This is a genomic window from Terracoccus sp. 273MFTsu3.1 (genome assembly GCF_000383675.1).
GTDB lineage: Bacteria > Actinomycetota > Actinomycetes > Actinomycetales > Dermatophilaceae > Terrabacter.
Genome location: NZ_KB911821.1, coordinates 612,858 through 625,260 on the forward strand (window position 1 = coordinate 612,858; position 12,403 = coordinate 625,260).

General features: G+C 71.7%; 12 protein-coding genes. 3 read left to right on the forward strand and 9 right to left on the reverse strand.

The window, feature by feature from the left end:
- Position 1: 1 nt before the first annotated feature.
- Both H283_RS0108470 and H283_RS0108475 read right to left on the reverse strand, forming a co-directional pair.
- Positions 2-616 (reverse strand): MarC family protein, encoded by a 615-nt coding sequence (locus tag H283_RS0108470; RefSeq protein WP_020143088.1) that lies wholly within the window; start codon positions 614-616, stop codon positions 2-4.
- Positions 613-1,503, reverse strand: a complete 891-nt coding sequence (locus H283_RS0108475; RefSeq protein ID WP_020143089.1) for a PHP domain-containing protein — start codon at positions 1,501-1,503, stop codon at positions 613-615. The genes H283_RS0108470 and H283_RS0108475 overlap by 4 nt, the downstream gene beginning before the upstream one ends.
- A gap of 138 nt (positions 1,504-1,641) precedes the next feature.
- Between H283_RS0108475 and H283_RS24465 the strand changes: the two genes are divergently transcribed.
- Positions 1,642-2,217, forward strand: coding sequence for a SigE family RNA polymerase sigma factor (locus H283_RS24465; RefSeq protein ID WP_020143090.1), 576 nt, complete (start codon positions 1,642-1,644; stop codon positions 2,215-2,217).
- On the forward strand, positions 2,214-3,341 hold the full coding sequence (locus H283_RS0108485; RefSeq protein ID WP_020143091.1) for a hypothetical protein: 1,128 nt from the start codon (positions 2,214-2,216) through the stop codon (positions 3,339-3,341). The genes H283_RS24465 and H283_RS0108485 overlap by 4 nt, the downstream gene beginning before the upstream one ends.
- Before the next feature lie 70 nt (positions 3,342-3,411).
- On the opposite strand, the gene H283_RS0108490 is transcribed toward H283_RS0108485, so the two are convergent.
- Together H283_RS0108490 and H283_RS0108495 are read right to left on the reverse strand one after the other, a co-directional pair.
- Positions 3,412-3,966 carry a MaoC family dehydratase gene (locus H283_RS0108490; protein ID WP_020143092.1) on the reverse strand — a complete coding sequence of 185 codons (555 nt, stop codon included), beginning with the start codon at positions 3,964-3,966 and terminating at the stop codon, positions 3,412-3,414.
- Positions 3,967-4,070: 104 nt separating this feature from the next.
- Entirely contained in the window at positions 4,071-5,468 is a 1,398-nt protein-coding gene (locus tag H283_RS0108495) for a threonine/serine exporter ThrE family protein (protein ID WP_231372248.1), read from the reverse strand.
- 257 nt (positions 5,469-5,725) lie between these two features.
- Here H283_RS0108495 and H283_RS0108500 point away from each other — a divergent pair, with 257 nt between their 5' ends.
- Positions 5,726-7,270 (forward strand): aminopeptidase P family protein, encoded by a 1,545-nt coding sequence (locus tag H283_RS0108500; RefSeq protein ID WP_020143094.1) that lies wholly within the window; start codon positions 5,726-5,728, stop codon positions 7,268-7,270.
- Positions 7,271-7,379: 109 nt separating this feature from the next.
- On the opposite strand, the gene H283_RS0108505 is transcribed toward H283_RS0108500, so the two are convergent.
- The 5 genes from H283_RS0108505 to H283_RS0108525 all read right to left on the reverse strand — a co-directional run bounded on the left by H283_RS0108505 (position 7,380) and on the right by H283_RS0108525 (position 12,392).
- Positions 7,380-8,552 (reverse strand): hypothetical protein, encoded by a 1,173-nt coding sequence (locus tag H283_RS0108505; RefSeq protein WP_020143095.1) that lies wholly within the window; start codon positions 8,550-8,552, stop codon positions 7,380-7,382.
- Between the two features lie 69 nt (positions 8,553-8,621).
- Positions 8,622-9,242 (reverse strand): general stress protein, encoded by a 621-nt coding sequence (locus H283_RS24470; protein WP_051103566.1) that lies wholly within the window; start codon positions 9,240-9,242, stop codon positions 8,622-8,624.
- Positions 9,243-9,282: 40 nt separating this feature from the next.
- Positions 9,283-10,482, reverse strand: coding sequence for an acyl-CoA dehydrogenase family protein (locus tag H283_RS0108515; protein ID WP_020143097.1), 1,200 nt, complete (start codon positions 10,480-10,482; stop codon positions 9,283-9,285).
- A 139-nt stretch (positions 10,483-10,621) separates the two neighbouring features.
- Positions 10,622-11,494, reverse strand: a complete 873-nt coding sequence (locus H283_RS0108520; protein ID WP_028785433.1) for a caspase family protein — start codon at positions 11,492-11,494, stop codon at positions 10,622-10,624.
- A 22-nt stretch (positions 11,495-11,516) separates the two neighbouring features.
- Positions 11,517-12,392, reverse strand: coding sequence for a caspase family protein (locus tag H283_RS0108525; RefSeq protein WP_028785434.1), 876 nt, complete (start codon positions 12,390-12,392; stop codon positions 11,517-11,519).
- Positions 12,393-12,403 lie beyond the last annotated feature (11 nt).

A 12,403-nucleotide genomic window follows, 5' to 3' on the forward strand; every position in this document is an offset into this window, starting at 1 on the left:
GTCAGCCCTCGCCTGCCACGAAGGCCCGCACGGAGTCGGCGACCATCTGCACGGCGATCGCCGACAGCAGCAGGCCGGCGATGCGGGTGAGCAGCATCGTGCCGCTCTCGCGCAGCAGCCGGCGCACCTGTCCGGCGAAGCGGAGCACGAGGTAGACGACGAGCATCGCGCCGACGAGGGCGGCGCCGACGGCGACGTAGGCCCCCGTCGTGTCCGATGCCTGTACCGCGAGCATCGTCGCGACGATGGCGCCCGGACCCGCGAGCAGCGGCGTCCCGAGCGGCACGAGCGCCACGTTGACGCCGGCGTCGGCGAGCGAGTCGGACTCCTTGCCGGTCAGCAGCTCGAGCGCGACGAGGAGCAGGAGCAGGCCACCGGCGCCCTGGAGCGCGGCGATCGAGATGTGGAGGTAGTCGAGGATGCTCTTGCCGAAGAGCGCGAACATCCCGATGACGAAGACGGCGACGAGCGAGGCACGCCGCGCCGCGACGTGGCGCTGGACCCTCGTCAGCGACCCGGTCAGGGCGAGGAAGATCGGCACGGCGCCGGGTGGGTCGAGGATGACGACCAGGGTGATGAAGGTGCTGAGGAAGACGGTCGTGTCGAAGACGCTCACGGCCTGATGACCTCCGTGGCCCCGCTCGAGGCCGCCTCGATCGCGTCGAGCACCTCGAGGGTCGTCGTGTTCTCGGCGAGGCGGTTGCGCTTGCCCTCGCCGTGGTAGTCGCTCGAGCCCGTGAGGACGAGGCCGAGCCGGTCGGCGAGCGCCGTCGCGCGCGCGACCTCCTCGGGGCCGTGGTCGCGGTGGTACGCCTCGAGGCCCGCGAGCCCGGCCCCACGCATCCGCGCCACGAGGGCGTCGTCGAGGTCGCCCGACCGGGTCCGCGTGAAGGGGTGCGCGATGACCGGCACCCCACCCGCTGCGCGCACGAGCTCGACGGCCCGCACGGGGTCGGGCGCGTAGTGGCCGACGTAGTAGGGCGAGTCGTCGCCGAGCCAGGAGCGGAAGGCCTCGTCGCGGTGACGGATCGTGCCGTTGGCGATGAGCGCGTCGGCGATGTGGGGGCGTCCCGGGGTGGCACCGGGGCCGACCTGCGCGAGCACCTCGTCGTAGCCCAGGGGTATGCCGTCCGCCGCCATGAGCGCGACCATCCGTTCGAGACGCGTCGAGCGGGAGTCGCGGGCGCGAGCGAGCTCGTGCCGGAGCGGCCGGTCGTCCGCGTCGGGGAGGTAGCCGAGCAGGTGGATCGAGGAGTGGCGCCAGGCGCACGAGATCTCGATGCCGCGCACGAGCGTCACGCCGTGGAGGCGGGCGGCCTCGGCCGCCTCGGCCCAGCCGCCGACCGTGTCGTGGTCGGTGATGGCGAGGACGTCGACGCCGGCCGCGGCCGCAGCGGCCACGAGCTCGGTCGGCGTCTCCGTGCCGTCGCTGACCGCCGAGTGGGTGTGCAGGTCGATGACCGGGCGTGCGTGCCCTGCACTGTCGGTCCCGGTCGGAGTCACGCCCCAAGCGTAGGGGCGTCCGCAGCCCGCCCCGGACACGACCCGTCCGTGCCGGCGAGCGGTCGGTCACGGTCACTGGCAACCTTTGTGGAGCACGGCCCGTAGGTAGGGCATGACGAGCTTGGACAGGGGAACGACGTGAGCCGCCGCAGTGCCGCGCGCGACGCCGACTTCACGGCCTTCATGGAGCAGGCGGGCCCGGCGCTGCTGCGCACGGCGTGGCTGCTGACGGGCGACCACCACCGGGCGCAGGAGCTGACCCAGGCCTCGCTCGTCAAGACGTACGTCGCCTGGCCGCGGGTGCGCGAGGGCGAGGCCTTGGCGTACGCCCGACGGGTCCTCGTCAACTACCGCACCGACGTGTGGCGGGCGACACGACGCGAGCTGGTGACCGACAGCCCTCCGGAGGCGGGCTCCGGCACGTCGCGGCGCGACGCGGTCACGACGAGCGACGACCGTGACCTCGTCGTCCGGCTGCTGCGCACCCTTCCCGAGCAGCAGCGCACCGTCGTCGTGCTCCGCTACTACACCGACCTCTCGGAGCAGGCGACCGCCGAGGTGCTCGGCATCTCGGTCGGCGCCGTCAAGAGTGCCGGCTCGCGAGGCCTCGCCGCGCTCCGGTCGGCGCTCGCCGCAGCCGAGGCCGCGGATGCCAGCGTGGGGCCGACCTCGGCGAGCCCCACCCCGACCGAGCGAGACAGGAGCGTCCGATGAACGCCACACCGGAGACCGACATCCGCGCTGCCCTCGGCGAGGCCAGCCACGAGGCAGGGCTGACCTTCAGCCCCGAGGCCGTGCTCGCCGAGGGTCACCGGGTCGTGCGTCGTCGGCGGATCGCCGCCGGCGCCGCTGTCGCGGCCGCCACCGCGGTCGTCGCCGTCGTCGCCGTCCAGCTCGGCACCGGCCAGCCCCGCGCCCTCCCCGCCGGCGACCCGAGCGCGAGCCAGACGGCCGTCGCGGCGGCCCTGGACGAGTCGGCCCAGCTCTACCCCGACGGGTCCACGCAGTCGTCGAACGCGACGGGCGTCCGCGTCGAGATCGCGTCCGCCCCCGGCGGCAGGGTGCACGAGACGTGGATCGTGCTCGAGGGCTTCAAGCCCGTCAAGGCCGTGCGCCGGGAGGTGCCCCGACCGAAGGTGGGTGAGTCGAGCCTGCTGCTGCCGGCCGAGAGCGGGCTCCCGGGTGTCATCGCCGGTTGGGTCGAGACCGGGACACCACGCACCGTCATCGCCGGGCCCGTCTTCGCGCCGGACGTCACGATGGGAGGCTCGGGGTCCACCACCCGGCTCGTGCCGGCCGCGGGTGGGCCGGCCCCCACGCGCTACCTCTTCGTGACGCAGGCCGAGGGCCTCGACCCCACCCAGCTCGCGGGCGTCGTGTGGAGCGACGCCCTGGACGATGCCGACCCGACCAAGGTCGGTTACCGGGCGGCGCTGACGGCGAACGCCCGCACGGATCTCCACCGGGCGGTCCTCACGACCCCGGACGGCACCATGCGGATCCTGTGGACCGACGACAAGCAGTCCGGCCTTCTCTGGGTGCCCGGGGCGATCCAGGGCCCGAGCGGCGCGGGCCCGCTGCGGCTGCTCCTCGTGTCGTCCAAGATCGGCGTCGAGCCGACGCCGGACCTCGTCTTCGGGTGGGCCGACGGCACGGAGGAGGTCAGGGCGACGTCGTCGGACCCCGCCGACCACGTCGTGGTGTCCACCCAGCAGGTCGACGGCCGAACGGCCTTCGTCGTGGCGCCCACGTCGGCGCAGCAGGTCAAGGGGCAGCTGACGATCACCGGCGGGGGCACGTCCAGCACCGTCGACTTCGCCACCGAACGTCAGGGCTGAGGCCGGCTAACGAGCTGCGTGGAGGTCGTCCGGCACCGGGCGCCGGAGGACCTCCAGACAGCCGACGCGGTCAGGGCCGGGCGGGTGGCTCGGGAGTGGCCTCGCGACCGGGCCAGTTCCTGTCCGGCACCGGCACGGGGCGACCGGGCTGCTCGCCGCCGCGGGCCTCGAGGTAGTTCTCCTTGGGCACCATGACCTTGCGTCGGAAGATGCACACGACGGTGCCGTCCTGCTTGTAGCCGATCGTCTCGACGTGCACGACGCCGCGGTCGTCCTTCGACGTCGACTCCCACTTGTCGAGGACCGTCGTCTCGCCGTAGATCGTGTCGCCGTGGAAGGTCGGCGCGACGTGGCGCAGCGACTCGATCTCGAGGTTGGCGATGGCCTTGCCCGACACGTCCGGCACCGACATGCCGAGGAGCAGCGAGTAGACGTAGTTGCCGACGACGACGTTCTGCCCGAACTGCGTCGATCCCGCGGCGTAGTGGGTGTCGAGGTGCAGCGGGTGGTGGTTCATCGTCAGCAGGCAGAAGAGGTGGTCGTCGTACTCCGTGACCGTCTTGCCGGGCCAGTGCTGGTAGACCGCACCGACCTCGAACTCCTCGTAGCTGCGTCCGAACTGCATGCCCGCTCCTCGTCGACGGTGGTCACCCGGCCCCGCTGGGACGAGCCGCTCCCAGCCTGCCGGAGCAGGCGGCATACGCCCATGGTCGTATGCCGTGTGCTTGCTCACGCCTGCGCGTCGGCGTCGCTCGTGGCAGCGAGGTCGCTCGTCTCGGAGAGCACCGGCGCGGTGCTGCCGGTCGCCTCGGGGTCGGGGTCGGCGGGAAGGGTCGCGCCGGCGGCCGGACGGGGCCGCACGCCCTGGCTCTTGGCGACGAGCAGGCTCGCGAAGTAGGTGCCGAGCGACACCCCGGCCGCGAGTCCCAGCCCGAGCCCGAACGCCTGGAGCAGCGTCGGGACGCCCACCGCGAAACCGTTGCCGTCGGGATTCGTGACGAGCTGCGAGATCCCCTCGTAGGCCATCCGGCCCGGGAGCAGCGGGACGATCGCGGCCGTCGTGACGGCGAGCGCGGAGATGGTGAGCCGCCGGGCGACGAGGCGCGCCGCGAAACCGATGACGAGCGCCGCGGACGCGGACGCCGTGACCGCGCCGAGCTGGAGCAGCCGCTCGGCCAGGGCGAGCACGACCCACCCGACTCCGCCGGCGACGCCTGCGACGACCACTGCGGTGCCACTCGAGTAGGACAGCACCGCGAAGGCGACCGAGATGATGACGGCGCAGACGACCTGGACGACGACGTCGTCGCTGAGCAGGGTCTGCGAGCTGATCGCGATCGGGTAGTCGAGCCGCTTGCCGAGCGAGAGCACGACCGAGATCCCGACGGCGATGCCGAGCGAGAGCACGACGACCTCGAACCCGCGCGCTCCGGCCGTGACGTAGTAGCCCTCGAGCGCGTCCTCGGCGGCGCCGACGACCGACAGCCCGGACAGGAGCAGGACGATGCCGGACGCGACGACGAGGGACGGCGACACGTCGCCGACGAAGGTCATGCCGGCCGACTGGGCCGCGACGACGAGCGTCGCCACCGCGGTCGGGATGGCCGCGCCGACGCACTGCGCGAAGAACGCCGCGACGCCAGCGCCGGTGAGCCAGCTGAGGACGCGGCCGACGACCGTCGCGGTGAGGAAGCTGAGCAGGATGATGAACGGCCCGGCCCCGACGAGGCCGGCCGCACCGGCAGCGAGCGCACCACCGGCGACGGTGACGAGCCAGCGACGGTAGGGGTGAGGCGCCGTGATGACCGAGTCGAAGCGCACCCGGGCCTCGTCGACCGGCACCGGGTCCTGCGAGAGGTCGACGATGAGCCCGCGGAGGCGCTCGAGACGCGTGTAGTCCTGCACGCGGAAGCGCACGATGCGCATCACCGTGATCGGGTCGGCGTTCGGGCCGCGGTGGTAGGAGACGGTGACCGACGTGTAGGTGACGTCGACGTGGACCGAGCTGAGGCCGTACGCCTTGGTCAGGGTGAGCACGGTCGCCGTGACGTCCGCAGCGGCGGCACCGGTGGCGATCATCGCGACGCCGGCGCGCATGGCGAGGTCGATGACGGCCTGGGCGGTCACCGAGTCCACCCCGTCCGGCGTCGTCCAGATGGGGATCTCGTCGGTCGGCGGCCCACTCGGCCTCATGGCGCGCCGGGTGCTCGCCCTCAACGAGGGCAGGCTCCGGTGGGCGGTGGTCGGCCGGGCGGGTCGGTCGGTGCGGGCCACCCCCAGACCGTATGCCACCGCCCCGGTCGCGGGGGTACCCCACCGGGGTGCCCAGCGAGCCGGAAACCGGGTTCGGCGGGGTCCGCGCTTCGTGGCACCATGACGGGGTGATGAGTGAAGAGCAGAAGACCTCTCCGAGCCGCAAGCGCCCGACGACCGACGAGTTCCGGGCCTTCGTCGCGAGCGGTTGGGCGCCGCGCGACACCGGGGTGACCCCCCGGGCCGAGGTCGCCGACCACGCAGCCCGTCGCCGTGACGCCGTCAGTGCCGCCTTTCCCGGCGAGCGCCTCGTCGTCCCGGCCGGCGGCCTCAAGGTGCGCAGCAACGACTGCGACTACGTCTTCCGCCCGCACAGCGCCTTCGCCCACCTGACGGGCCTCGGCAGCGACCGCGAGCCCGACGCCGTGCTCGTGCTCGAGCCGCGGCCCTCCGCCGACGGTGAGGCCAGCGACGGGCACGAGGCCGTGCTCTACTTCCGCCCGCTCGCCGACCGGGACACCGAGGAGTTCTTCGGCGACTCGCGCTACGGCGAGTTCTGGGTCGGTGCCCGCCCCACCCTGGCCGACATCGAGTCCGAGCTCGGCGTCACGGCCCGTCACATCGACGAGTTCGGTGAGGCCGTGGGCAAGGACGCCGGCCAGGTGACGATCCGCGTGGTGCGCGACGCCGATGCCGAGGTCGCGACCCGCGTCGACAAGGCCCGCGCCGCCGCGGCCGAGACGCAGGAGTCCGGCGAGGCCGAGACCCGCGTCGACCGCCAGCGCGAGGCCGACGAGCAGCTTGCCGCGTTCCTCTCGACGCTCCGCTTCGTCAAGGACGAGTGGGAGGTCGAGCAGATGCGCGACGCCGTCGACGGCACCCACAAGGGCTTCGACGCCGTCATCGCAGACCTCCCCGAGGCGGTCCGCCGCGGCCGCGGCGAGCGCTGGGTCGAGGGCGTCTTCGGACTGCACGCCCGCCACCACGGCAACGGCGTCGGCTACGACTCGATCTGCGCCAGCGGCGACCACGCCAACACGCTGCACTGGATCAAGAACACCGGCGACATCAAGGACGGCGACCTGCTGCTCCTCGACGCCGGCGTCGAGGTCGACTCCCTCTTCACCGCCGACATCACCCGCACCCTGCCGGTGAGCGGCACCTTCACCGACGCGCAGCGCAAGATCTACGACGCCGTGTACGCCGCCCAGGAGGCCGGCATCGCTGCCTGCAAGCCCGGCAACAGGTTCAGCGACGTCCACGCGGCGGCCATCCGCGTCATCGCCGAGCACCTTCACGAGTGGGGCCTGCTGCCCGAGGGCATCGACGTCGAGGGCACGCTCGACGCCGACCACGGGCAGCACCACCGCCGCTGGATGGTCCACGGCACGAGCCACCACCTCGGCATCGACGTCCACGACTGCGCGCTGGCGACCCGCGAGGAGTACTCCGACGCCGAGCTGAAGCCCGGGATGGTCCTCACCGTCGAGCCGGGCCTCTACTTCAAGTCCGACGACGAGCTCGTCCCCGACGAGTTCCGGGGCAACGGTGTGCGCATCGAGGACGACATCCTCATCACCGACGACGGCTGCGAGAACCTCTCGGCGGCGATGCCACGCAGCTCCGACGAGGTCGAGCAGTGGATCGCCCGGATCTGGGGCAGCGCCAAGGCCTGACCGCCTGGCCGGCTCTCCCCCACCTGACCGAACGCGGCGTTCGGTCTCGAGCGCAGCGGCACAACACCGCTCTCTAGACCGAACGCCGCGTTCGGTGTGTCAGGAGGGGTCACTTCGTCATGGGGATCTCGGTCGGGGTCGCTGGCTCGATGCCGGTGCCGGCCCCGCCACCGCCCGTCGAGCCGGGCACCTCGGCCGGTGCCGTCGCGTCGGGCGCCGGCGGCACGACCGTGCCGTCCGACGACACCGAGCCGTTCAGGTCGGGGCCGGGGATCCGCGGGCTCCACTGCTCGACGAGCTCGACGAGCGATGACGCGTCGGCGGACTCGAGGTTGGTGCCGAGCACGGCCGGTGCGCAGTCCGGGTCGACGGTGAGGCGCACGGGCGGCCCGACGGCATACGTGAGCAGGAGCGTGAACCGCCCGTTGCCCGGGTTGTCCCGGCCCTGGCACGTCTGCCCCGTCGGCCTCGTCGGCAGGGCGCGCAGCGCCGCGACGACCTCGGCAGACTGCGTGGCGTCCAGCGGCGTCGCCTTCACCGTGCCGTCAGCCGCGTCACGGCACACGGTCGCCGTCGGGTCGCCCTCGGGGGCCAGGCTCCGGTCGTCGCCGAGGCGTCCCCACGACGTCCGGTTGCACGCGACGACGTCGGCGGAAGGAGGGGTGCGCGTGCCGAACATCCTTTCGAGCACGACCGCAGGACCGGGACCCGACCGGAAGTCGCCGTTCGTCGACGTCGAGCAGGCGTTCGCGTCGGCCAGCGCGCTGACCCATACGACGGCGTCGCCGTAGGACGCACCGACCACGTATGCCGTCTCGTTGCCGGCCATCAACGTGCACACCCGCCGGGCCCCGGAGTCGCGCGGCGACCACGTCAGGGCCTCGACGAGCTCGACCCGCTGGCCGTCGCTCGCCACGGTGCGCTTCGCGAGGCGGAACGGGGGCTGGATCGGCTTCATGATGTCGACGACGGGATAGGCGCACACGACGAGGGAGGTCGGGTCGCGGTCGGGCAGCAGGCGAGCGGCGCCGTCGACGCCCTGCGGCTTCTGCGGCACGGGCACCGGCTTGTCCACGGCCGCGGCGGCGACCGACTCGGGGCACTGCAGGGCCCCGTCGGCCTCCACGGGCTGGCTGGTGACCGGCCGGACCGGGCCGGAGGCGAGCGACGTCTCCCCCGGCTGGGGCGTGGTGGCCGTGCCGCACGCGACGAGCGCGAATGCGGCGGCTCCGGTCAGCAGGACGCGGCAGACGGCGTACGGGCGGGGCCTTCGGGACTCCATCGGGCGCTCCTTCGTCGGGGATCCGTCACCGGGAAGGACACCTGGGCGCGCGCTTTCGTTGCAGCCGCGTCAGCCAGCGGGAGGCGGCGGGCCCGGCTGGTCCGGACTCGACGGCTGCGACGGCTGCGACGGCTGGATCGGCGGCGACGTCGGGGTGACCGGGGCGATGCCGATGCCCGCCCGGCCACCGACGTCGATCCCCGCGTCGGCGAGGATCTGGCGACCCTGCTGGGCGAACTTGTGCTCGCAGAAGACCTCGTAGCGCGTCGCGACGACCTGGCTGACCGACGAGAAGTCGCGTGCTCCGCGGGTGAAGGCGTAGCCGGCGAGCGACCAGATCAGGCCGAAGACGGCGCCGTAGAGGGCGGTGGAGAGCAGCAGGGTCAACGGGTTCGAGGGACGCGAGAAGAGCGAGAGGATCAGACCGACGAAGAGTCCGAGCCACACTCCGGAGAGCAGACCGCCGAGCGCGACACGTCCCCACGTGAGGCGCGCGGTGACCCGCTCCATCTGCTTGAGGTCGGTGCCGACGATGAGGCAGTTCTCGACCGGGAACTGGTTGTCGGACAGCGTGTCGACGGCCTTCTGCGCGTCGACGTACTGCTCGAACACACCCAGCGACATGGGGTACTCCAGGGAGAGTGTCGCGAATCCCTGGCGTCCCCCCGGACCCTTCGGTTGCAGGCTCATACGTCCATCCTCGCATCCCCGGCTCGGCGCAGAGGGGCCCTCAGGCCTTGAGCTTGTAGTCCTCGACGAGGCGGCGGCCGATGATCATCCGCTGGATGTCGGCCGTGCCCTCGCCGATGAGCAGCATCGGCGCCTCGCGGTAGAGGCGCTCGATCTCGTACTCCTTGGAGTAGCCGTAGCCGCCGTGGATGCGGAAGCTGTCCTCGACGACCTGCGAGCAGTACTCGGACGCAAGGTACTTCGCCATGCCGGCCTCGAGGTCGTTGCGCTGACCCGAGTCCTTCTTGCGGGCCGCCTTGACCATCATTTCGTGCGCGGCCTCGACCTTGACGGCCATGTCGGCGAGGCGGAAGAGAACGGCCTGGTGGTCGACGATCTTCTTGCCGAAGGTCTCGCGCTGCTGGGCGTAGGAGACGCCGAGCTCGAAAGCCCTTCTCGCGACACCACATCCGCGAGCAGCGACGTTGACGCGGCCGACCTCGACGCCGTCCATCATCTGGTAGAAGCCCTTGCCCGGCTCGCCGCCGAGGATTTGCGCGTCGGTCGTGCGGTGCCCGTCGAAGATGAGCTCGGTCGTGTCGACGCCCTTGTAGCCCATCTTGTCGATCTTGCCGGGAACCGTGACGCCCTGGGCGGTCTCGCCGAAGCCCGACTCCTTGTCGACGAGGAAGGTCGTCATGTTCTTGTAGACGGAGTCGGCGCCCGTGTCGGTCTTGACGAGGACGGCGACGAGGTTGGCCGAGCCACCGTTGGTCAGCCACATCTTCTGCCCGGTGATGGACCACTCGCCGTCGTCGCCCTTGACGGCCTTGGTCTTGATGGCGGCCACGTCCGAACCGCAGCCCGGCTCGCTCATCGAGAACGCGCCCCGGATCTCGCCCGTCGCCATCTTCGGCAGGTAGTGCTGCTTCTGCTCCTCGGTCCCGTGCTGGAGCACCATGTAGGCGACGATGAAGTGGGTGTTGATGATGCCGCTGACGCTCATCCAGCCGCGCGCGATCTCCTCGACGCACAGGGCGTAGGTCAGCAGGGACTCACCGAGGCCGCCGTACTCCTCGGGGATCATCAGCCCGAAGATCCCCATCTCCTTCATGCCGTCGACGATGGCCTGGGGGTACTCGTCCTTGTGCTCGAGCTCCATGGCGACAGGGATGATCTGCTCGTCGACGAACTCACGGACGAGCTTGATCAGCTCGGTCTGCTCCTCGGTGAGGCCGTCGGTCTGCTGCAGTCGGGACATGCTCGGATCGCCACCTTGCGTCTGGGCTCTCGGACAACTGCGACCGAGTATGCCGTCGCGCCGGGCACGCGGTCAGTGCGCCCGCGTGTGAGTGTCGACACCTGTGTCCTCGGTCACCGGAGATCGTCGGAGCCACCACTCACCACAGCTGTCCGAAGGACAGCTTCTTGGCCTTGACCGGTCCCTCGAGCGTCGAGCGCTGGCTGAAGCCGCCCTCCTCGAGCCCGGCCGTCACGCTGCGGAGCAGCTCGCTGCGGGTCGCCGTCGGGCTCGCCTTGATGGCCTCGAGGAAGAAGTGGGTGAAGGCCCCGTTGGAGCGCCCGTCGAACGTCGCGTCCCTCGCGGTCTGGTCGGGACGGCACGCCGAGTGGACGACCGCCCGCAGTGGCACGGACCGGTAGGGGCGGCGGCGCACGTCGGCCTCTCGGCGCGGGCCGGCCGGAGCAAGTCGCCGCGGCAGCCCCGTCTGCACGGGGCTCGGGAGGAAGCGTGGCCGCCCCTGGCCAGGGAGACCGAGACCGGAGCCGTCGCGGTCGTCGTCAGCGTCCCTGAGACCGGTGCCGCTGTGGCACGTGTCGAGCAGCACCTCGAGCAGGACCCCGCTCGGCACGCTGCCCATGAGGTCGCGGAGCTCGTCGTCGAGGATGATGGTGTCGCGGTCCCAGCCGTCGGCACCGACCCGCAGGTCGGCGCAGGCCAGCGCCTCGTCGAGCCCGTCGGGCTCGTCGTCGACGTCGCCGGGCAGGTTCGGCACCTGGACTCCGTGGGTCGAGATGCTGAAGACCACCGTGTCGCCCGGACGGGACGTGGAGACGAGGCGGGTGAGCCGCGACCACACGTCCTTCCTGGTCGCCGTGCCATCACACAGCACGACGACGTCGGAGACCCCGAAGTGCAGCGCAGTGAGCGCCTCGGCCACGTCATGGGCGTCGTTGACACACCCTCGCAACCAGTCCGTCTCGCGCAGCGAGGCGAACTCGTTGATGCCGACGCACAACGCAGACCGCGTCACGATGCGGCCAGGGCCGGTTCGGTCACCACAGCTGTCCGAAGGCGACCTTCTTGGCCTTGACCGGTCCCTCGAGCGTCGAGCGCTGGCTGAAGTCGCCGTCCTTGAGCCCGGCCGTCACGCTGCGGAGCAGCTCGGTGCGGGTCGCCGTCGGGCTGGCCTTCATGGCCTTGAGGAAGAGGTACGTGAAGGCCCCGTTGGAGCGGCCGTCGAACGTCGCGTCCGACGCCGTCTGGTTGGGCTTGCACGCCGCGAAGAGGACGGGCTTCGAGGCCGTGGTGCGGCTCTTCGTCAGCTCGACGAGCGCCTTGCGGTCGACGGTGCGCACCGGCGTGACGGCGCGGATCGACCGGGCCTGGTCGAGTCCGCGACGCGTGGGTGGCGGCAGGTAGCGCGGCTTGCGGCCGAGGAGCTGCGCCTGCAGGATCTCGTCGAGGTCCTTGAGGCCGGTGCCGCTGTGGCACGTGTCGAGCAGCACCTCGAGCAGGACGCCTGCGGGCACGCGGGAAAAGAGGTCGCGCAGCTCGTCGTCGACGATGACGGTGTCGCGGTCCCACTGGTCGCCCTTCTGGCGGATGTCGTGGCACGCGAAGGCCTCGTCGAGACCGTCCGGCTCGTCGTCGCCACCGGGCTCGTTGGGCACCTGCGTGCCGTGGCTGGAGAAGGTGAAGATCAGGTGGTCGCCGGCCTTCGCGGTGTCGACGAGCGTCGTCAGCGCTGCCATGACGGCCTTCTTCGTCGCGCCGGCATCGGTGAGCACCGTCGTCGCGCGCGCAGTGAAGCCGAGCGGCCGCAGCGCCTTGGCGATGTCGTTCGCGTCGTTGACGCAGCCGTTGAGCCAGCTCGTCTGCGGCAGCGACTCGAACTCGTTGATCCCCACGCACAGAGCCCTGCTTGCCATGGCCGTTCCTT